Here is a 19,822-nt window from a genome sequence, read left to right on the forward strand (position 1 = left end):
TGTAGGAGTGAGCCTGCTCGCGATGGCGGCCTGCCAGCCGACCGGTTTCTCACTGAACACCCACGATCAAACTGTGGGAGCGAGCCTGCTCGCGATAGCGCACTGTCAGCCAACAATTTCTCCCAGGTATATATCAATCCTGTGGCGGCGGGCCTGCCAGCGACGGCGGCGAGTCAGCCAACAACGCTCTGCCTGCCTCACCACCAGCGCACCCAGGCTCTCCTTCCCGTCACTCCGGCACAAGCCTGTCCAGTACGCGGTTGACCGCCAGTTCGCCCAGCATGATCACCTGCTGTATTCCCAACAGGGAGTTGCGCTGCGGTCCATCGATAAATCCGGCGAGGTCGCTGGCCATGATGCTCGCCGAGGCCAGTGATTCGCAGGCATGCACCAGCAGGGTTTCGTTGTCCGCGGCCGGGTCGACGATGAACAGGGTGCTGGGTTTGCGCGGTGCGGCGGGGTCTTTGATGAGGCGGGGGTTGAGGTAGTAATCGATGGCGCGGTCGGCGGCTTCCTTGAGCTTTTGCGCTTCGACGAGCGGGTCGGCGAAGGTCGGGTCGGCAAGGGGTGGATCGGGGGTTATCTTTTTCACGGGCTCAGTCTCCTTGGGGAGTTGGGCCGCAACCGGTTCGCGACTAAACGAAAGGGAGGCAGCTGCACGCAGGTTAGTCGACCGATGAGCCACGAAATCGGCGCGCCCGGAGGCGCCCTGCGCACAGCCACCATCAAGTGCAGGTATGCAATACCTGGCTGACAGGAACCTGTGCGTCGTGGACAAGCGGGCGACTAAACCCGACCACTGATGAGCAGTGGCAGGCAAACGATAGAACCCGCACCCCAGGCGCACAAGCCGGCGGATTCTGGCGTAGCCGTAGGTAATGGCGCAAGGATTTGTGGGCTGTTGCGGGGTAACGAGGCGTGTGTTTAAACGAACGGTTTAAGCAGTGCGATAAATCGGTTGAATAGCCGAACCCTTTCGCGAGCAGGCTCGCTCCCACAGGGAAGGCGGTTGTGCTAAAGAGTCGTGAACACTGCAAAATCTGTGGGAGCGAGCCTGCTCGCGAAAGCGGTGTGTCAGCTGAAAAAATTCTGACTGACACACCGCTCGGCTCTTACAGCTGATAACTGAAACTGATGCTGTACCGCGGCTTGCGATTGAACGTGTCCAACGCTTCATCCGACATCGCCTTCGCCACTTCCAGCGCGACGTTGTAGTACCTGGCATCGCCGAACCTCAGCCCGACGGCGGTGGATGACAGGTTGTTGGCCTGCACCGGCAGTTGGTTGAACCAGCTGCGCGAGCGGTCGACGACTACGTAGGGTTGCAGGATCCGCACCCAGTTGCCCTCGCGGTTGAAGCTGTAGTTGACCTCGTAAGCCACGCCCCAGCCCTTGTCGCCCGAGGCCTGATCGTCGGGGTAGCCACGGCCGAAATTCTGTCCGCCGAACACCGCGCGTTCGCTGTCGGGCAAGGTGTCCTCGCTCCAGTACAGCGCCGCCGAGAGCACGCCTTGCCAGTTGTCGAGAAACTTGTCGCTCTGCACGCCGGACAGTCTCACGCGGAAGAAATCCAGATCGATGTCGTCGTAGTTGGTGTTTGCACCGAGGCTGTCGAAACCCTGGTAGACGCCGGCGCTGAGGATGCGCAGTTGGCGGGCATCGGCCTTGCGCCAGTCGCCTTCGAAGGCGAGGGCGCGGACGTCGGTGCGCAGCTCGGTGCTGAAGGGGAAGTTGACGCCGTCGTAGCGCGTCTTGTCGTCGACTGCGTAGAGGCGCGAGCCGGCGGTCAGCAGTTCGTTGGCGGAGGCGATCAGGGGCATGCTGAAGCCGATCGAGTAGCGATCATTCTCGCGGTGGGTACTCAAGCGTCCACCGCCGCCCACCAGCACTTCGGTGTCCGGGTCGGCGCGATAACGCGAGGCCGAGACGTTGAGTTGCGTGCCTTCGGCGTCGAGGAACTGGCTGTAGTCGAGACGGTAGTAATGCTCTTTGTCGTCGCCCGGAGGAAACAGGCCGCTGAGGCTCAATTGTTCGCCCATCGATGTCTGCGAATTGCTGCTGACGCCAAGCAGTGCCTGCGGGCCGTTGCGGTTGTCTTCGGTCGTGCTCAGGGTGCTGGTGAACGGTTTGCGACTGGCCTGGGCGACCAGGGTGGTCGCGCCATCGGTGGTGCCCGGTGGCGGCACCTGCGCTTGAATCGTTACGCCGGGAATGCGGCTCATCAGCGTGGTGTAGCGTTCGAAGGTCTTGCGCGTCAGCGGGCGTTCGGCCTGGATTTTCGCGGCGAGTCTGTCGAGCAGGCCTTTGACCCGGCCGATGTCGCCCTGCATCTGGATATCGCGCACGTAGCCTTCAACCAGCACCACCCGCGCCACGCCGTCATCGAAGTTCTGTTGCGGCAGAAACGCGTAGGACAATAGATAGCCATCCTGCTGATAGCGACGGGTGATGTTGCGCGTTGCTTCGATCAGTTCGGCAAGGCTGGCCTCGCGGCCGATCAATGGTTTGTAGACTTCGGCCAGTTCGTTGAGTGGATAGATCGTGCCGCCTTCGATCTGCACGGTCTGTAGGTTGACCTTGGTTTCCATCAACAGTGGCTGCGCGGCGGTCGCGCCCGGGTCGGGCACTTGCAGCGGCGCCGCGCTCGGGCGATAGGCGTCGGCAGGAAGGTTGGGGACGGGCAGGTTGCGGGTGGTTTCGTTGCTGTTGAGAAAACTGGGCAAGGTGTCGGCGAGGGCAGCGGAACTGAGGCTCAGGCACAGCAGGGATGCCAGTACGCGCATAGGACACTCCATGGTCAGAACACAGCACAGGGCAGGTTTTTCCTTAGAAAAAAGGCGGAAGACTCGTGGGAATCTTCCGCCCTCAACCAAGCGTAGGCGCTGTAGGTAAGGCCGTCGAATCGGCCAGGTGCAATTTAGCGTTTGTTGCCGCCCAGCGCGCCGGTCAGGCCGCCGAGTACCCCGCCCAGACCGCCAGTTGCCGTGCCGCCGCCGGTGCTGGTGCCGCCGTTGACCAGACCACCGACTGCCGCCACGGTGCCGCCGACATTGGTGACCAGACCGCCGACAGCGGTGGTGACCGGAGTGTTGGTTGCGGCAATCGCTCCGCCGAGATTGCCAACCGCAGCGCCGACCTGCCCGGTGAGGCCTGCCACCGGAGTGCCGAGACCGGTAGCAGCGCCGACCTGTTGAGTCACAGTGGTGACCGCGCTGGTCACAGGATTGAGGCCCGCACCGACTGCGGCGCCGACGCTGGCCAGCGGCGCAGTGGTTGCAGTGATCGGGGTGCCCGAGCCACCGAGTACGGTGTTGATCGAAGCAATTGTGTTGCCCAGCCCGCCAGCGGTGACGCCGCCAGCACTGACCACGCCGCTGCTGCTGCCGGCATTCAGACCGCTGCCGACGTTGACCACTGCGCCACCGACGGTTTGCAGCAGGCCGGTGCCGCCCAGACCACCACCGATGCCACCCGTACCTGAGCCAGTGCCATTGGACACCAGACCGCCCGCTTTGCCGACCGCCGTGCCGGTGTTGCTCAGGGCGCCGCCGAGGGTGTTGGTCAGGGCATTGCCGTTGCCGGCGTCGGTGACTTTGCCGCCAAGGCTGTTCACAGTGCCGCCGACCTTCGAGATCACGCCTTTGAGCGGATCACCCAGACCTGTGGCATCGCCGAGTTTGTCGGTGGTGCTTTCGACCATGGCGATCACCGGCACCAGGCCGCTGCCGACCTTGTTGGTCAACTGGCTGGTCGGGCCGTTGCTGAGGGTGGTGTTGAGCGTGTCGCCGAGCATGGTGACTTTTTCGCCGATACCATCGACCAGCGGCACTACTTTGGTCACGACGCCACCGACCACGGGAACGCTACTGGTTGCAGTGTTCAATTTGGCGCTGAGGTCAGATACGCCGTCACCGACATCCGAGACCACGCCGCCGACAGAGGCCACGGTGGTGGTCAGGCCTTTCGGGTCGGTAGCCAGTTTGCCGATGCCATTGCTCACGCCATCGCCCAAGGTGCTGACGACATTGCCCGTGGTGTTGGCCACGCTTTGCACGATGCCGCCAGCGACTGGAACCGTGCTCAGCGAATCACCGATCTGGCCGACGCCATCACCGACACCGCTGACGGTTTTGCCGACGTCCTGCACCAGCGTTGTGGTCACCAGCGAAGGTGCAGCGGGATTGGTCGGGTTGGTGGGATCGGTCGGGTCTGTCGGATTGGTTGGATTGGTTGGATTGGTCGGATCGGTGCCGCCGCCGGTTTCGCCCGTGCCACCAGTGCCACCGGTGCCGCCGGTGCCGCCGCCTGTGCCGGCAGTATCGCCGCCGGCTCCGCCACCCGCGCCACCGCTGCCATCGGTACCCGCCGTGCCGTCCGCTGTCGAACTGCCCGAGCTGCTGCGATGACCGCCACCGCCGCTGCTGCAGCCGACGAGGCCGACAGAAAGAATCAGTGCCAGCGCGATTGCCGATTTGGACCACATCACTTGAGTTTTCATGATTGAGATTCCTGCACCTGTCACAACGTTACGTTGCCTTCGATGGCCCGCCGATCTGTCGTCGGCGATGCCTCGTCCGTGCTGGTAATCTCAGTCGATCGCAGGTTTTGCACCATTCTCAAGTTGGTATTAACCCCTTTATATACAAGGACCGGCGCAATGCCGAAGGACTAATACGCAGGTGATAAACGCGCAAAAAAAAGCCTTGAAATTCAAGGCTCGATTTTTTGCAAAGCGGCGGGCACGGCGCGGAAAAACTTAAGTGATATATACACAATTAACGGGTTTTTCCGCCCCGTCAGATCAGGCGATCGGTTGCCATTGGCCGACCATATGTTCCAGGTCGCCGGCACCGACCAGGCGCAATTCGCCGCTGGAGCCCGCTGCGCTCGCCAGCAACGTCAATTCACTGGGCAGGCGCACCGGTTTGCGAAAGTGCACGGCGATTTCCAGGTTGGCTTTGGGCAGGTGATCAGAGAGCGCCGCCAGCGTGCGTGCCTTGTTCCACAAGCCATGCGCGATCGCCGTGGGAAAACCGAACAGCTTGGCGCTCGCGGCACTCAGGTGGATCGGGTTGTAGTCGCCGGAGACTTTTGCGTACTGGCGACCGATATCGGCGGGCGCCGTCCAGCGCGTCACTTCGAGCAAATCCTGCGATGGCTCCCAGTCCTGAGCCTGCGCCTCGCCCTCGAGTTTCACGCCGCGACAGAGCATCCGGCTCTCGGCTTCCCACAGCGGCCCGAGCTGGTCGTCCAGGGTGGTGAGCAGATCGAACGTCGCGCCTTTGGCATGCGGCTGCAGGTTGTGCACGCGCACGCTGACTTGCGCGCGACTGATAGCCCCCATCGGGCGCAACACGCGAATGCGGTTGCTCAGGTGAATCAGCCCGAGCAGCGGGAACGGAAAGTCCTTGGCCGTGAGCAATTGCATCTGCAAGGCGAAGGCAAGGATGTGTGGATAGGTCGGCGGCAGCAGGCCGTCATCGACGAAACCGCAGACCTTGCGATAAGCCGCCAGCCGCTTGCCGTCGATATCGACCCAGCAGCGCAGACCGCTGTCGGGCAGTTGCGTGCCGGTGATTTTGCGCCGTGTCGCCGCCCGCGAATAAAGCGCCGGCAGACTCGGTTCGCGGTCCAGCGTTTGCCATTCGATGCTCATGCTCAAGCCCCCAGAACACTTTGCCCACAGACTCGCAGCGCCTGCCCGGTGAACGCGCCCGTGCCCGGTTGCGCTAGCCACGCTACCGCTTCGGCGACGTCTTGCGGCAAGCCGCCCTGGCCCAGTGAACTCATGCGCCGCCCGGCCTCGCGCAAGCCGAACGGAATGTGCGCAGTCATCTGGGTTTCGATAAAACCGGGGGCCACGGCGTTGATGCTGATGCCGCGTTCCAGCAGCGTGGGCGCCCATGCCTGGGCCAGACCGATCAGGCCAGCCTTGCTTGCCGCGTAGTTGGTCTGCCCGCGATTGCCGGCGATGCCGCTGATCGAGGCGAGCAGGACCACGCGTGCGTTGTCGCGCAGGGTGCCGCTGTCGAGCAGGGCCTTGGTCAGCACTTGCGGCGCATTGAGGTTGACGGCCAGCACTGCGTCCCAGAATTCCGGGGTCATGTTGGCCAGGGTCTTGTCGCGGGTGATGCCGGCGTTGTGCACGAGGATGTCGAGGCCGTCGGGCAGGTGCTCGATCAATTGCGTGGCGGCATCATCGGCGCAGATATCGAGGGTGATCGCGCGGCCGCCGAGGCGGGCGGCGAGGGCTTCGAGGTCGGTCTTGGCGGGCGGCACATCGAGCAGAATCACCTCGGCGCCATCGCGCGCCAGGGTTTCGGCAATCGACGCGCCAATGCCGCGCGCGGCACCCGTGATCAATGCCTTGCGCCCGGCCAGCGGGCGAGTCCAGTCAGTGACTGGCGTGGCACACGCGGTCAGGCGAATCACCTGGCCGGAAACGAACGCACTTTTCGGCGAGAGGAAGAATCGCAGCGGACCTTCCAGTTGATCTTCGGCACCCTCGCCGACGTAGATCAGCTGCAATGTGCCACCGCCGCGCAGTTCCTTGGCCAGCGAGCGCGAGAAGCCTTCGAGTGCGCGTTGTGCGCTGGAGGCGAACGGATCACTCAGGGATTCCGGCGCGCGACCAAGGATCACCAGATGCGCGCTATGGTCGAGATTCTTCATCAGCGGCTGGAAAAATTCGCGCAACTGCTTGAGCTGGTCGGTGTGCTGCAGATCGCTGGCGTCGAACACCACCGCTTTGAGTTTCGGCCCGTGGCCGGGAATCCATGCGGTGGCCAGCGAGGGCTCGGTGCCGTAGCTGTAGATTGCATCGGTCAAGCGATTGGCAAACACACTGATCCGTTCGGCCAGCGGCCCGCCACCGATCAACAGCGCACCCTCGATCGGCCGCAGACGCCCCGCTTGCCAGCGTTCCAGCCGCACCGGCGACGGCAGGCCCAAGGCCCCGACCAGACGATGGCCGAAGGATGAGTTGGCGAAGTCGATATAGCGGTCAGACATGGAACGCTCTCCAGAAGTTGGGGTTCAAAGTGTGGACTGTCCACGGCAATCAATCGTTCGATCGGCGCATTAAGGCCTACGCTGGTTTAGCAGAGTAGTTTGGCTGCGGTGGTTTTGTAGCCAGACACAAATCCAGAAACAACACCGGCCCCTTGTAGGAGTGAGCCTGCTCGCGATAGCGGTGGGTCAGAAACATGTCATTAGTCTGATACACCGCTATCGCGAGCAGGCTCACTCCTACAAAGGATCTATGTGAATTCGCAAGTCTGACAGGAGCTTTTATGACTCAGCTGCGCCGCGTCGCGATCATCGGCGGTAACCGCATCCCCTTCGCCCGCTCCAACGGGCCGTATGCCACGGCCAGCAATCAGGCGATGCTGACGGCCGCGCTGGAAGGCCTGATCGAGCGCTACAACCTGCACGGCCAGCGCATCGGCGAGGTGGTAACGGGCGCGGTGCTTAAATTGTCACGGGATATGAACCTGACCCGCGAGTGCGTGCTTGGTTCGCGCCTGTCTCCAGCGACGCCGGCCTATGACATTCAGCAAGCCTGCGGCACGGGTCTGGAAGCGGCGCTGCTGGTGGCCAACAAGATCGCGCTCGGCCAGATCGACTGCGGCATTGCCGGCGGCGTCGACACCACCTCCGACGCGCCGATCAGCGTCAGCGAAGGCCTGCGCAGGATTCTTCTGCAGGCCAACCGCGCGAAGAGCACCGGTAACAAACTGAAAACCCTGCTGCAATTGCGCCCCCGGCATCTGATCCCCGAATTCCCGCGCAACGGCGAGCCGCGCACTGGCCTGTCGATGGGCGAACACTGTGAATTGATGGCACAGACCTGGAGCATTCCGCGCGAAGAACAGGATCAACTCGCCTTCGAAAGTCACCATAAACTCGCCGCTTCCTACAGCGAAGGCTGGCACAGCGATCTGATGACGCCGTTTCTTGGCCTGACCCGCGACAACAACCTGCGTCCGGACCTGACCCTGGAAAAACTCGCCGCGCTGAAACCGGCGTTCGAGAAGAGCGCCAAGGGCACGTTGACGGCGGGCAACTCCACGCCACTCACCGATGGCGCTTCGGTGGTGTTGCTCGGCACTGAGGAATGGGCCAACGAGCGCGGCTTGCCGATCCTTGCTTATTTGCGCGACGGCGAAGCGGCGGCGGTGGATTTCGTCAACGGTGCCGAGGGCCTGCTGATGGCGCCGGTGTACGCCGTGCCACGCTTGCTGGCGCGCAACGGCCTGACCTTGCAGGATTTCGATTACTACGAGATTCACGAAGCGTTCGCCGCGCAGGTGTTGTGCACGCTCAAGGCCTGGGAAGATCCCGAATATTGCAAAACCCGTTTGGGACTCGACGCACCGTTGGGTTCGATCGATCGCAGTCGGCTCAACGTAAAGGGCAGCTCCTTGGCGGCGGGGCATCCGTTTGCCGCGACCGGCGGGCGGATTGTGGCGAATCTGGCCAAACTGCTGGATGCGGCCGGCAAGGGGCGGGGGTTGATCTCGATCTGTGCGGCGGGCGGGCAGGGCGTCACGGCCATTATCGAACGCTGAAAAAGCCCCTCACCCTAACCCTCTCCCAAAGGGAGAGGGGACCGAGTGGGGGATGCGTGAAATCGACGCCGACCTGAGCGTCCTTCACCGAATCCAAAGCTGCGATTCAAGCCATAATCGCTGCGGTCTCTCAGGTCGATGTTTTACGGGAAACATCTCGGTCGGCCCCCTCTCCCTCTGGGAGAGGGCTGGGGTGAGGGCAATCAGGTCACACCATTCATGTCAGATTCTGTCGCAAATGCCCTTGCCGGCCGATACCAATCAATGCCACGGTCTCGGCTATGATTTGCCACGGTCGCTGCGGGTTGGTCGCGATTGATCCGGCACAGTGTGTGCATCCTCAAGGTTCACAGGTCGGCAACCCCTCCCCGTCGGGCGAGGATTGCCGTATAACGAGTGACATTCGCGTGTTTGGTAATAAAGGACCCACAATAAAAGCTGATGAAGACTCCAAAACGCATTGAACCCCTGATCGAGGACGGTCTGGTCGACGAAGTGCTGCGTCCACTGATGAGTGGCAAAGAGGCAGCTGTTTATGTAGTGCGCTGCGGCAATCAGTTGCGTTGCGCCAAGGTCTACAAGGAGGCGAATAAACGCAGTTTCCGCCAGGCGGCCGAATATCAGGAAGGCCGCAAGGTTCGCAACAGCCGTCAGGCGCGGGCCATGGCGAAGGGTTCCAAGTTTGGTCGCAAAGAAACCGAAGACGCATGGCAGAACGCCGAAGTGGCGGCGCTTTTTCGTCTGGCCGGCGCCGGTGTACGGGTGCCGAAACCCTATGACTTCCTCGACGGCGTGCTGTTGATGGAACTGGTGGCCGACGAATTCGGCGATGCTGCGCCGCGGCTGAACGACGTAGTGCTGGAGCCGGATCAGGCGCGCGAGTATCACGCGTTCCTGATTTCGCAGATCGTGCTGATGTTGTGTACCGGTCTGGTGCACGGTGACCTCTCCGAGTTCAACGTGCTGCTGACACCGACCGGCCCGGTCATCATCGACCTGCCCCAGGCCGTCGACGCTGCGGGCAACAACCATGCGTTCAGCATGCTCGAGCGCGACGTTGGCAACATGGCTTCGTACTTCGGCCGTTTCGCGCCGGAGTTGAAAAAGACCAAGTACGCCAAGGAAATGTGGGCGTTGTACGAAGCCGGCACCTTGCACCCGAACAGTGTGCTGACCGGCGAGTTCGACGATCCGGAAGACCTGGCGGATGTCGGCGGGGTGCTGCGCGAAATCGAAGCGGCGCGCCTCGACGAGGAACGCAAGCAAGCCATTCGCGCGGCAGACGACGCGCCGAAAGGCAAACCCGAAGAACCGCCTCCACCGCCGTGGATGCAGTGATCGCTTGACGAGAAACCCGGCTTCGGCCGGGTTTTTTGTGCCTGCGCTTTTTCCGCAAACGCGAGCATGCCCTTGTAGGAGCTGCCGAAGGCTGCGATCTTTGCTGTTGCTTTTAAAGGGCAGATCAAAAGATCGCAGCCTTCGGCAGCTCCTACAAGGACCGTATGTGAGTACCCCGCGCAACACCCACCTGATCGTCAGCGCCCGGCTGATCTCCGATTTCGGCGCCTTCCTCAACATGGTCGCGCTGGCCACTTACGTTTATCTGCTGAGCAACAGCGCCATGAGTGTCGGCATCTTCCTCGCCAGCCGCGTCGGTGGCGGGATTGTCGCCAGTCTGATCGGCACACGTTTCTACCGGCGCTGGCAGGGCCGCGCGCCGCTGGTTGCTTTCGATCTGTTGCGCGCGGCACTGCTGGGGCTGCTGTTGGTCACACCGGCGAATCAGCAGACATGGCTGTTGCCGTTCATTGCATTCGGCCTTGGCCTGGGCAATTCAATGTTCGCCATCGGCCTCAACAGCCAGTTGCCGCGCTTGATCGATCCGGCGCAACTGCTCAAGGCCAACGCCTGGATCACCTCAGCCTCTTCAGCCGCGATGGTTGGCGGCAGTCTGGTGTCGGGTTTGCTGGTGGCCGCTTTCGGTTTCGAAACGGTTTTCGCCCTCAACGCGTTGACCTATCTCCTCGCCGCGCTGCTGATCGTGCCATTGCGTTTCGAGAAAGCAGACATCAGCGAACAGCCGGAACGCGGCGAATGGTTTGCGCTGCGCCAAGGCCTGCGCTCGGCGCCGGTGGTCGCGGCGATGCTCGCCGTCACCATGGCGGATACCTTGGGCAGTGCTGCGCATAACGTTGGCTTCCCGATCATTGCGAAACTGCTCACCCCGGACGCGGCCAGCACGACGTTGGGCCTGGCGCTTGCGGTATGGGCCAGCGGCAAACTGCTCGGCGCGCGCATCGCCGGTCATCTGAAGGGCTCGGAGAACGGCCATCTCGAACGCAGGTTTTTCTGCGGTGTGGCGCTGATGTCCTGCGGTTTCATTCTGATGTTCCAGCAGCACAGTCTCTTGGGACTGCTGCTGTTCGCCTTGCCGGCGGGACTGGGCGATGGCGTTTCCGAAGTGAGCTTGCTGTCACGGCTGCAACGGGAACCTGCGGCTTTGCGCCTGCCGATTTTCAGCGTGCTGACCTTGCTGCAGATGACCGGTTTCGGCATCGGCATGCTGGTCGCTGCGCCGTTCTATGCGTGGTGGACGCCGGGGGCCGTGGTCATGCTGTTCCACGGCATTCCCCTCGGCACCCTGTGCGGGGTGACGCTGTTGCGGATCAGGCGCGAGCGGGTTGCGCGCAGCAGCCCGACGCCAGTTCCTTGAGGATCGGGCAATCCGGGCGGTGATCACCGCTGCAGTGCTCGACCAGATCCTGCAGGGTGTCGCGCAACTCGCCGAGCTCGCGGATCTTCTGGTTCAACTCGTCGATGTGCTGGCGCGCCAGTGCCTTCACATCGGCGCTCGCGCGCTGGCGATCCTGCCAGAGGGTCAGCAGCTTGCCGACCTCCTCCAGGGAAAAGCCCAGATCCCGCGAGCGCTTGATGAACGCCAGCGTGTGCAGGTCATCGCTGCCATAGACTCGATAACCACTGTCGGTGCGATTGGCCGCTTTGAGCAGGCCGATCGACTCGTAATAGCGAATCATTTTTGCACTCAGGCCACTCTGCCGGGCTGCTTGGCCGATGTTCATCGGTGTTCCTCCAGGTCCTCGGGTTTCCAGGTTTTCAACAGTAGCGCATTGCTCACCACGCTGACGCTCGACAGCGCCATCGCCGCACCGGCCAGCACCGGATTGAGGAAGCCGAATACCGCCAACGGAATGCCGATCAGGTTGTAGACAAAGGCCCAGAACAGGTTCTGACGAATCTTCGCGTAGGTCTTGCGGCTGATCTCCAGCGCCGCCGGCACCAGTCGCGGGTCGCCGCGCATCAAGGTGATGCCGGCTGCATGCATGGCGACATCGGTGCCGCCGCCCATGGCGATGCCGATGTCTGCGGCGGCGAGGGCCGGGGCGTCGTTGATGCCGTCGCCGACCATCGCGACCACACCGGTTTTCTTCAGTTCGGCGACGGTCGCGGCCTTGTCCGCCGGCAGCACTTCGGCGTGAACATTGCGGATGCCCAGCGCTTCGGCCACCACGCGCGCGCTGCCACGGTTGTCGCCGGTCAGCAGGTGGCTGTGGATGTCCCGCGCGGCGAGTTGTTGCACCGCTTGCAGGGCGCCGGGTTTCAGCGTGTCACCGAAGGCGAACAGACCCAGCACCTTCAGTTCAGGACTTTGCTCAATCAACCACGACAATGTGCTGCCTTCGCTTTCCCAAGCCTCGGCGGATGTGCTCAAGTCACCGGGACTCAAAGCGCTTTCGTCGAGCATCCGCCGATTGCCCAGCGCCAAGCGCCGGCCATCAAGCGTGCCGGCGATGCCGCGTCCGGTCAGCGCCTGGCTGTCGCTGACATCGGGCACGTTCAAGCCGCGTTCCGCCGCTGCATCGAGCACTGCTTTGGCCAAGGGATGCTCGCTGCCGCGCTGCAAGGCACCGGCCAGTGTCAGCAGATTGTTTTCGTCGCCATCGACCGCGCTGAAGTGGGCAATACGCGGTGTCCCCGAGGTCAGCGTGCCGGTCTTGTCGAATACCACCGTGCTGACTTCATGGGCGCGTTCCAGCGCTTCGGCGTCCTTGATCAGAATGCCGTGGCGCGCGGCGACGCCGGTACCGGCCATGATCGCCGTCGGGGTGGCGAGGCCGAGGGCGCACGGGCAGGCGATCACCAGCACGGCGACGGCATTGATCAGCGCGGTTTCCAGCGGTGCGCCGTACAGCCACCAGCCGATCAGCGTGGCCAGGGCGATCAGCAACACGGTCGGCACGAAAATCTGGCTGACCTTGTCCACCAGTTTCTGGATCGGCGCTTTCGCCGCTTGCGCGTCCTCGACCAGACGAATGATCCGCGCCAGCACCGTTTCCGCGCCAAGCGCCTGGGTGCGCACCAGCAAACGACCCTCGCCATTGATCGCGCCGCCGGTGACCTTGTCGCCTGGTTGTTTCGGCACTGGCAGGCTTTCGCCGCTGATCAGCGCTTCGTCGGCGTGGCTCTGGCCTTCGACGACTTCGCCATCCACCGGGAAGCGTTCGCCGGGTTTGACCAGCACCAGATCGTCGAGGCGCAGGGCGCTGATCGCGACGTCCTGCTCACGGCCATCGACCACTTGAATTGCACGCTCGGGCCGCAGTGCTTCAAGGGCACGGATGGCGCTGGCGGTCTGGCGTTTGGCGCGGCTCTCAAGGTATTTGCCGAGCAATACCAGGGCGATGACCACGGCCGAGGCTTCGAAGTACAGATGCGGCATGCGTCCGGTGGCCGTCGCCCATTCATACACGCTCAGCCCATAACCGGCGCTGGTGCCGAGGGCGACGAGCAGGTCCATATTGCCGGCGCCGGCGCGCACGGCTTTCCACGCCGCGACATAAAAGCGTGCGCCGAAGATGAATTGCACGGGTGTGGCGAGGGCGAACTGCGCCCAGGCCGGGAGCATCCAGTGAATGCCGAACGGCTGCAGCAACATCGGCAGCACCAGCGGCAGGGCGAGGGCGATCGCGCAGATCAATGCCCAGCGCTCACGGTGCAGACGTTTTTGCTGGTCATCGGATTGCGCCCGCTCGGCTTGCCAGACGCTGGCCGAATAACCGGCCTTGCTCACCGCATCGAGCAGGGTTTGTGCATCGACCTGGCCGAGCAGTTCGATATGCGCACGTTCGTTGGCCAGATTGACGCTGACACTGTTCACGCCGGCGACTTTGCTCAGGGCACGTTCGACGCGACCGACGCAAGAAGCACAGGTCATGCCGTCGATGCTCAGCTCGAGGGTTTGCCGGGGCACGCTGTAACCGGCTAGCTCCACGGCTTGCATCAGCGCCGGCAGGCTGTCGCCGGGCGCCTGCACCCGCGCCTGCTCGGTGGCGAGGTTGACGCTGACGGCGCTGGCGCCGCTGACCTTGCGCAGGGCTCGCTCGACACGCCCGGCGCAACTGGCGCAGGTCATGCCGGCAATCGGCAGATCGAAAGTGGTGGATTCGGACATCGGTCGCGCTCCCTGTAGTGGATGCCTACAGGATCAACCTTGCCATGCGGGCAAGGTCAAGCACCATTATTCAACGCGCTAAAACGAACTGTGGGAGCGAGCTTGCTCGCGAAAGCGGCGTATCAGTCAACATCATTGCTGAATGAACTGCCGCATTCGCGAGCAAGCTCGCTCCCACAGTTTTCTGTTACTGCCAGTAACCCAGGCCATCCCGCTTCAGGTACACGCCTTCAGCATTCATCGCCAGGCGGAACTTCAGCACATCCCCGGCATGCAGCACGACCTCCTGCGAACCCGGCGCCAGCATGCCGGGATTGCAACCCGGCGCCTGGCCCGGCAGCAGTTTCAAACGCAGCGAAACCTTGCCCGGCGGCAGGTTGAACGAAGTGCTCTGCTCCTGGAACAGCCGCGCCGAGAGCTGGTCCTGGATGTACACACCGATCTCGCACGAGGTCGCGACTTCGAGGCGCTCGCGGGAAATGATCAGTACCGCGTAATCCTCGCCGGCGGCTTGCACCTGCGGGACGGCGGCGAAAAGGCTGAGCAAGCCAAACAGGCTCAAAGCTGACCAGCGCATGGCTGAATCTCCTGAATTCGAGTCATTGATGCACGCAGCTTGGCCGAGCGCGGCGCCGATTGCCAGCCCGGCAGTTTTTCGCAGAACTTGACCTTGCCATCGTGGCAAGCTCGAGACTGCCGGCAACCTCACTCAAGGAGTCTTTCCCATGCAAGTGTTCAACGTTCAAGGCATGTCCTGCGGTCATTGCGTCAAAGCCATCACCCAAGCGGTGCAGGCTCTGGATCCGGCGGCCAGCGTGCGCGTCGACCTGGCAGCCAAAGAAGTCGGCGTCGAGAGCGCGCTGAATGCCGATCAGGTCATCGCAGCGATTCGCGAAGAAGGTTATGAGGTGAAGCTCGTCTGAAATTGATCGTTAGCGAGCTATCGGAATGTTCAAGGCGTCCGGGCACGGCTAGACTGTCGGGCTGCGACTTGCCCACCTGGATGCCTGATGAATTTCCGCACGATTTTGATACTCGGCGCCTTGAGCGCCTTCGGTCCTTTGGCGATCGACTTCTATTTACCCGCGTTTCCGGCGATGGCGCTGGCGTTCGGCACCGATGAGCAGCATGTTCAGCTGACGCTGGCGGCGTACTTCCTCGGCCTGTCCCTCGGCCAACTGGCGTACGGGCCGATTTCCGATCGTTTCGGCCGGCGGCTTCCGCTGCTCAGCGGCGTTGCCCTGTTCACGCTGGCGTCATTGGCCTGCGCCTACGCGCCGAGTCTTGAATGGCTGATCGGCGCGCGTTTCGTCCAGGCATTGGGTGGTTGCGCGGGCATGGTGATTTCCCGGGCAGTGGTTGCCGACAAGTGCGACGCGGTGGGCTCGGCGAAGGTGTTTTCCCAGCTGATGCTGGTGATGGGCCTGGCGCCGATTCTGGCGCCGATGCTCGGCGGTCTGTTGGTCAACACCACGGGTTGGCAGTCGATTTTTCTGGTGCTCACCGGCTTTAGTGCGGCGGCGGGTCTGGCGGTGGCGTTGGGGCTGCCGGAAAGCATGCCGGCCCACGTGCCGCGCCAGCCGTTGTCCGGCGCATTGCGCCAGTACGCGCGACTGGTCAAGGATTCGATCTACCTCGGCCATGCCCTGACCGGTGGCATTGCCATCGCCGGGATGTTCGCCTACATCGCCGGTTCACCGTTTGTGTTCATCAAGCTCTACGGCGTACCGGCCGAGCATTTCGGCTGGCTGTTCGGCACCAACGCGGCAGGCTTCATTCTGGTGGCGCAGGTCAACGCGCGTCTGCTCGCCAAGCGTGGCCCGGCGTTTCTGCTGGTGCGCGCGGTGTGGGTTTACTTCCTCGCCGGGCTGACGTTGCTGGCGGTGAGTGCAATGCGTCCTGATGCCCTGTGGCCGCTGCTGATTCCACTGTTCATCTGCATCGCCAGCCTCGGTTGCATCATTCCCAACGCCTCGGCCTGCGCGATGAACGGTCAGGGTGCCCGTGCTGGCAGCGCTTCGGCGATGCTCGGTTGCCTGCAATTCAGCATCGCCGCCGGGGCAGCCGCATTGGTGGGTGTGTTGCACGATGGCAGCGCCGTGCCGATGGCCATGGTCATCAGCCTGTGCGGGTTGCTGGTGGTAAGCGTCGCGCTGCTCACCCGGCGTCTGCAGAATGCCCGGGCGCTGGCGCAAGCCCAAGCCCAAGCCCAAGCTTAGAGGCTTGAAAACTCAGCCAGCGGCGCGCTGCTGGCTGGGTTCGGGGATCCGGTGGGGCGCGCAGAGTCGCGCTTCGAGGGTGCGCGTGAAGGCCAAAGCTTCGGCTTCACTGCGAAAGGTCACGACATGCTGGTCCAGACGTACCTGCCACTGAGACTTCGCCACTTCTTTTATCAGGATCTTCATTGCTGACCTCCCTTGCGTAAAAGATGTATCGCAGAGGCTTCGATTGTAGACCCCTATCTGCGCGCAATTGTGACAAGGGTCAGGCAACTGACTGACGGCAAAAAGCCCCGCAACCGCTCTGGCATCACGAGCGACTGCGGGGCTTTTATTGTTTAGAAACCTTCTAAAACAATTTTTCCCTTGGCCTTGCCGCTTTCCAGCAGCTCATGGGCGCGCCGCAGGTTGGCCGCGTTGATCACGCCGAAGTGCTCGCCCAGGGTGGTTTTCAAAGTCCCTGCGTCAATCAGCTCGGCAACGCGGTTGAGCAGCTTGTGCTGTTCGATCATGTCCGGCGTTTCGAACAGCGAACGGGTGTACATGAACTCCCAGTGCAGCGACAGGCTCTTGCGCTTGAGCAGGCTGATGTCGAGGGACTTCGGGTCGTCGATCAGCGCCAGTTTGCCTTGCGGCGCGAGGGCTTCGACCAGTTGCACCAGATGCTGATCGGTCTGGGTCAGGCTGGCGACGTGGGTCACGCTGTCGATGCCGGCGCGTTTCAATTCTTCGCTCAGGGGCTGGCTGTGATCGATGACCAGATCGGCACCCAGTTCACTGACCCACTCACGGGTCTGTGAGCGGGAGGCGGTGCCGATGACTTTCAGGCCGGTCAACTGTTTGGCCAGTTGGGTGAGGATCGAGCCGACGCCGCCCGCCGCACCGACGATCAGCAGGCTCTGGCCTTGATCGCTGCTGCCTTCGCTGATCTGCAGGCGTTCGAAAAGCAATTCCCATGCGGTGATGGCGGTCAGCGGCAGCGCAGCGGCTTCGGCGAAACCGAGGGACTTGGGCATGTGCCCGACGATACGTTCGTCGACCACGTGCAGTTCGCTGTTGCCACCGGCCCGGGCAATCGAACCGGCGTAGAACACCTTGTCACCGGCCTTGAACAGGGTGACGTCGCTGCCGACCGCCTTGACCACACCGGCAACGTCCCAGCCCAGCACTTTCGCCGCGCCGTTTTCCGGCGCCGCGTTCTGCCGCACCTTGGTGTCGACCGGGTTGACCGAGATGGCCTTGACCTCCACCAGCAGGTCGCGGGGGCCGGCGACCGGTTCCGGCAGTTCAATGTCCTGCAGCGACTTGGCGTCACTGATCGGCAGGGACGCGTAATAGGCGATGGCTTTCATGGAGGGCTCCGTACAGTTGATAGAAGAAGGAAAGCTGGATAATTCGATGGAGGCCATCATTAGCTATTTCTCTGCACGATAAAACCGGCTAAAAGAGCAGTCTCTTTCAATATTTTTTTGATAATCGAGATTGAGCATGCTGCGTTTTGATGACTTGCAGTTGTTTGTCCGCGCCGCAGATCTTGGCAGCCTGTCAGCGGCGGCGCGGGGGATGGACATGTCCGCAGCCGTGGCCAGCGCGGCGTTGAAGCGCATCGAACAGCAACTCGGTGCGCGGCTGCTGGCGCGTTCGACCCGCAGCCTGCGTCTGACCGCCGAGGGTGAAGGCTTCCTCGAATATGCCCGCGCCGCCCTGAGCAACCTCGAAGAAGGCCGGCGCTTGCTGGCCAGCGGTCAGGATCAGGTCAGCGGGATTTTGCAGCTTTCAGCACCCTCGGATTTCGGGCGCAATCTGCTGCTGCCGTGGCTCGATGCATTTCAGCGGGAACATCCGAAACTGACGGTGCGCCTGCTGCTGGGTGACCGCATCGCCGACCTGTTTCGGCAACCGGTGGACATCGCCTTGCGCTATGGCGAGCCGGAAGATTCCAGCCTGATTGCCTTGCCCATCGCGCCACACAATCGCCGGGTGTTGTGCGCATCGCCCGACTATGTGGCCCGACACGGCGAGCCGCGCCAGCTCGAACAACTGGCCCAGCACAACTGCCTGTTGTACATGCTCGGCAGCCGCGTTCACGACCACTGGAGTTTTCACGATGGCAAGCGCGAAGTCAGTCTGACCGTCAGCGGCGATCGCTTCAGCGATGACGCCGACGTGGTGCGGTTATGGGCGCTGGCCGGTGCCGGGATCGCCTATAAGTCCTGGCTCGACGTGGGTACCGATGTGCTCGCCGGGCGCCTCAAGGTACTGATGCCGGAACTGCTGTGTGAGCGCGCACCGCTGAATCTGTTGTGCGCCCATCGCGCACAATTGAGTAAGCCGGTGAACCTGCTGAGGGAGATGCTCGCCAGCCGATGCGCCGAATTGAGTAGTCAATTTCCCGCTTTCCACAAAGTTGATCATTAGTCGCAGGCAAATAGAGAAATTTCTGTCAGGAACAATCGCCACCTGCGCAGGCCCAGGCGCAGGACGTCTGGCTTAACCCGCTTATACTAGCGCCCGCCTCATGCCTGCACTGACACCCCGGCGCGCAGACCCCGTAACGCGTTGCCGGCTTTTGGTGACGGTTGCAACTTCTGCTGCCAGGTTGTGTGCCGGAGCAGCTTGTGTCGGTGGCATGCCTTGCCCCGATTCAGGGCGATTTTCGCGTGTTGGCCGATGATCCAATAGCGGCCAAGATGTCTCCGAGCGGTAGACGATACGATTCAACAGGGAGTGAACATATGGAACATGCACCGTGCATCAGCCAGATCGCTACATTGCTGGCCGACCCCAAGCGCAGCGCAATGATGTGGGCGTTGATGGATGGCTCGGCGCGGCAAGCCGAAGAGCTGGCGCTGCTGGCCGGGCTCTCGCCGTCGTCGGCCAGTGCGCATCTGGGGCGACTGTCCGCGGGTGGTCTGTTGAGCGTCGAAATGCGTGGGCGCAAACGCTTCTTTCGTCTGGCAGCCCCGGAAGTAGGCGCGGCGATCGAAGCATTGGCCAGCGCCACCATTGCCAGCGCGCCACGGCAAATCCCCGCCGCGCTGAAACGCGCCACGCCAATGGTCAGGCCGCAGGCAGCACCGTCTTCGCTGTTGCGCGCGCGGTTCTGCGACGATCATCTGGGCGGCACCCTGGCGGCCGATCTGTACCAGCGCCTGCTCGATGCCGGCTGGATCGAACAGCTTGAGCAACGGGTGGTAGTGACGCACAAAGGCTCCACTCAACTGGCCCAGCGCGGCGTATTCATTCAGGCCTTGGCGCACCGCAACGTGCAGGTCGCCTGCGCCTGCCCGGACTGGAGCGAGAGACGTCCGCACATGGGCGGCTCACTGGGCGCGGCGTTATTGCAGTTGTTCATGCAATCCGGCTGGCTGACCTTGCCCAACGATTCTCGCGCGTTGCAGTTGACTGCCACCGGCCAGCGCGAAATCCATCGCTTTGCCAAGGAAACCGAGCTGGAAACAGCGTTCTAGAGGGTTCCTTTGCGATGGCCTGAGGTGCAGCGTCGTCTACGACTGTGAACAGGTCGCATCCAGTACGGCCTCCGAATGACCATCACGCACACT

General features: G+C 62.6%; 17 protein-coding genes and 1 pseudogene. 8 read left to right on the forward strand and 10 right to left on the reverse strand.

The features are described 5' to 3' along the window. Positions 1-229: 229 nt before the first annotated feature. From AC0Z4S_RS26055 to AC0Z4S_RS26075, 5 genes are all read right to left on the reverse strand, one after another. A complete protein-coding gene (locus tag AC0Z4S_RS26055) occupies positions 230-592 on the reverse strand; it encodes a DUF6124 family protein (RefSeq protein WP_016771835.1) in 363 nt (120 codons plus the stop codon). A 520-nt stretch (positions 593-1,112) separates the two neighbouring features. Continuing rightward, positions 1,113-2,783: a ShlB/FhaC/HecB family hemolysin secretion/activation protein gene (locus AC0Z4S_RS26060; protein WP_485625067.1), complete on the reverse strand. Its 1,671-nt coding sequence runs from the start codon at positions 2,781-2,783 to the stop codon at positions 1,113-1,115. Between the two features lie 134 nt (positions 2,784-2,917). After that, positions 2,918-4,498, reverse strand: coding sequence for a collagen-like triple helix repeat-containing protein (locus tag AC0Z4S_RS26065; RefSeq protein ID WP_485625068.1), 1,581 nt, complete (start codon positions 4,496-4,498; stop codon positions 2,918-2,920). Between the two features lie 303 nt (positions 4,499-4,801). Continuing rightward, positions 4,802-5,656, reverse strand: a complete 855-nt coding sequence (locus AC0Z4S_RS26070) for a MaoC family dehydratase (RefSeq protein WP_485625069.1) — start codon at positions 5,654-5,656, stop codon at positions 4,802-4,804. A gap of 2 nt (positions 5,657-5,658) precedes the next feature. Further along, complete coding sequence (locus AC0Z4S_RS26075; protein ID WP_485625070.1) at positions 5,659-7,011, reverse strand: 3-oxoacyl-ACP reductase; 1,353 nt, start codon at positions 7,009-7,011, stop codon at positions 5,659-5,661. Between the two features lie 281 nt (positions 7,012-7,292). Between AC0Z4S_RS26075 and AC0Z4S_RS26080 the strand changes: the two genes are divergently transcribed. From AC0Z4S_RS26080 to AC0Z4S_RS26090, 3 genes are all read left to right on the forward strand, one after another. Further along, positions 7,293-8,570 (forward strand): acetyl-CoA C-acetyltransferase, encoded by a 1,278-nt coding sequence (locus AC0Z4S_RS26080; protein WP_485625071.1) that lies wholly within the window; start codon positions 7,293-7,295, stop codon positions 8,568-8,570. Between the two features lie 441 nt (positions 8,571-9,011). Beyond that, positions 9,012-9,908, forward strand: coding sequence for a PA4780 family RIO1-like protein kinase (locus AC0Z4S_RS26085; protein ID WP_016771829.1), 897 nt, complete (start codon positions 9,012-9,014; stop codon positions 9,906-9,908). Between the two features lie 166 nt (positions 9,909-10,074). Continuing rightward, positions 10,075-11,283: an MFS transporter gene (locus tag AC0Z4S_RS26090; protein WP_485625072.1), complete on the forward strand. Its 1,209-nt coding sequence runs from the start codon at positions 10,075-10,077 to the stop codon at positions 11,281-11,283. Here the strand turns inward: AC0Z4S_RS26090 and cueR are convergent. Together cueR and cueA are read right to left on the reverse strand one after the other, a co-directional pair. Next, complete coding sequence (gene cueR, locus AC0Z4S_RS26095; protein WP_016771827.1) at positions 11,237-11,650, reverse strand: Cu(I)-responsive transcriptional regulator; 414 nt, start codon at positions 11,648-11,650, stop codon at positions 11,237-11,239. The two genes, AC0Z4S_RS26090 and cueR, sit on opposite strands and share 47 nt — an antisense overlap. Continuing rightward, the gene (gene cueA, locus AC0Z4S_RS26100; protein WP_485625073.1) at positions 11,647-14,040 is read right to left on the reverse strand and encodes a copper resistance metal-translocating P1-type ATPase CueA; all 2,394 of its coding nucleotides are present in this window, start codon (positions 14,038-14,040) and stop codon (positions 11,647-11,649) included. The genes cueR and cueA overlap by 4 nt, the downstream gene beginning before the upstream one ends. A 90-nt stretch (positions 14,041-14,130) precedes the next feature. On the opposite strand from cueA, the pseudogene AC0Z4S_RS26105 reads away from it, so the two are divergent. Then, positions 14,131-14,220 (forward strand): annotated as a pseudogene (locus tag AC0Z4S_RS26105) (metal ABC transporter ATP-binding protein); the annotation flags it as partial. Between the two features lie 7 nt (positions 14,221-14,227). Here AC0Z4S_RS26105 and AC0Z4S_RS26110 read toward each other — a convergent pair. After that, positions 14,228-14,617, reverse strand: a complete 390-nt coding sequence (locus AC0Z4S_RS26110) for a hypothetical protein (RefSeq protein WP_485625074.1) — start codon at positions 14,615-14,617, stop codon at positions 14,228-14,230. 148 nt (positions 14,618-14,765) lie between these two features. Here AC0Z4S_RS26110 and AC0Z4S_RS26115 point away from each other — a divergent pair, with 148 nt between their 5' ends. Both AC0Z4S_RS26115 and AC0Z4S_RS26120 read left to right on the forward strand, forming a co-directional pair. Next, positions 14,766-14,963 carry a heavy-metal-associated domain-containing protein gene (locus AC0Z4S_RS26115; RefSeq protein ID WP_253498793.1) on the forward strand — a complete coding sequence of 66 codons (198 nt, stop codon included), beginning with the start codon at positions 14,766-14,768 and terminating at the stop codon, positions 14,961-14,963. Between the two features lie 87 nt (positions 14,964-15,050). Then, complete coding sequence (locus AC0Z4S_RS26120) at positions 15,051-16,259, forward strand: multidrug effflux MFS transporter (RefSeq protein WP_485625075.1); 1,209 nt, start codon at positions 15,051-15,053, stop codon at positions 16,257-16,259. Between the two features lie 12 nt (positions 16,260-16,271). On the opposite strand, the gene AC0Z4S_RS26125 is transcribed toward AC0Z4S_RS26120, so the two are convergent. Together AC0Z4S_RS26125 and AC0Z4S_RS26130 are read right to left on the reverse strand one after the other, a co-directional pair. Further along, a complete protein-coding gene (locus AC0Z4S_RS26125; RefSeq protein ID WP_016771823.1) occupies positions 16,272-16,445 on the reverse strand; it encodes a hypothetical protein in 174 nt (57 codons plus the stop codon). A gap of 152 nt (positions 16,446-16,597) precedes the next feature. Beyond that, a complete protein-coding gene (locus AC0Z4S_RS26130; protein WP_485625076.1) occupies positions 16,598-17,611 on the reverse strand; it encodes a zinc-binding alcohol dehydrogenase family protein in 1,014 nt (337 codons plus the stop codon). A 136-nt stretch (positions 17,612-17,747) separates the two neighbouring features. On the opposite strand from AC0Z4S_RS26130, the gene AC0Z4S_RS26135 reads away from it, so the two are divergent. Together AC0Z4S_RS26135 and AC0Z4S_RS26140 are read left to right on the forward strand one after the other, a co-directional pair. After that, positions 17,748-18,677, forward strand: a complete 930-nt coding sequence (locus AC0Z4S_RS26135; RefSeq protein ID WP_253498796.1) for a LysR family transcriptional regulator — start codon at positions 17,748-17,750, stop codon at positions 18,675-18,677. A 317-nt stretch (positions 18,678-18,994) separates the two neighbouring features. Next, entirely contained in the window at positions 18,995-19,729 is a 735-nt protein-coding gene (locus AC0Z4S_RS26140; RefSeq protein ID WP_253498797.1) for an ArsR/SmtB family transcription factor, read from the forward strand. Positions 19,730-19,822: the final 93 nt, after the last annotated feature.

Source organism: Pseudomonas sp. 1L-B-1-E-C1 (assembly GCF_057291835.1).

What these genes read in the sequence shown, in the direction of transcription:
- AC0Z4S_RS26060 (WP_485625067.1), bottom strand. Translation starts at nt 2,783, where the DNA reads ATGCGCGTACTGGCATCCCTGCTGTGCCTGAGCCTCAGTTCCGCTGCC.
- AC0Z4S_RS26065 (WP_485625068.1), bottom strand. Translation starts at nt 4,498, where the DNA reads ATGAAAACTCAAGTGATGTGGTCCAAATCGGCAATCGCGCTGGCACTG.
- AC0Z4S_RS26070 (WP_485625069.1), bottom strand. Translation starts at nt 5,656, where the DNA reads ATGAGCATCGAATGGCAAACGCTGGACCGCGAACCGAGTCTGCCGGCG.
- AC0Z4S_RS26075 (WP_485625070.1), bottom strand. Translation starts at nt 7,011, where the DNA reads ATGTCTGACCGCTATATCGACTTCGCCAACTCATCCTTCGGCCATCGT.
- AC0Z4S_RS26080 (WP_485625071.1), top strand. Translation starts at nt 7,293, where the DNA reads ATGACTCAGCTGCGCCGCGTCGCGATCATCGGCGGTAACCGCATCCCC.
- AC0Z4S_RS26085 (WP_016771829.1), top strand. Translation starts at nt 9,012, where the DNA reads ATGAAGACTCCAAAACGCATTGAACCCCTGATCGAGGACGGTCTGGTC.
- cueR (WP_016771827.1), bottom strand. Translation starts at nt 11,650, where the DNA reads ATGAACATCGGCCAAGCAGCCCGGCAGAGTGGCCTGAGTGCAAAAATG.
- cueA (WP_485625073.1), bottom strand. Translation starts at nt 14,040, where the DNA reads ATGTCCGAATCCACCACTTTCGATCTGCCGATTGCCGGCATGACCTGC.
- AC0Z4S_RS26110 (WP_485625074.1), bottom strand. Translation starts at nt 14,617, where the DNA reads ATGCGCTGGTCAGCTTTGAGCCTGTTTGGCTTGCTCAGCCTTTTCGCC.
- AC0Z4S_RS26115 (WP_253498793.1), top strand. Translation starts at nt 14,766, where the DNA reads ATGCAAGTGTTCAACGTTCAAGGCATGTCCTGCGGTCATTGCGTCAAA.
- AC0Z4S_RS26120 (WP_485625075.1), top strand. Translation starts at nt 15,051, where the DNA reads ATGAATTTCCGCACGATTTTGATACTCGGCGCCTTGAGCGCCTTCGGT.
- AC0Z4S_RS26125 (WP_016771823.1), bottom strand. Translation starts at nt 16,445, where the DNA reads ATGAAGATCCTGATAAAAGAAGTGGCGAAGTCTCAGTGGCAGGTACGT.
- AC0Z4S_RS26130 (WP_485625076.1), bottom strand. Translation starts at nt 17,611, where the DNA reads ATGAAAGCCATCGCCTATTACGCGTCCCTGCCGATCAGTGACGCCAAG.
- AC0Z4S_RS26135 (WP_253498796.1), top strand. Translation starts at nt 17,748, where the DNA reads ATGCTGCGTTTTGATGACTTGCAGTTGTTTGTCCGCGCCGCAGATCTT.
- AC0Z4S_RS26140 (WP_253498797.1), top strand. Translation starts at nt 18,995, where the DNA reads ATGGAACATGCACCGTGCATCAGCCAGATCGCTACATTGCTGGCCGAC.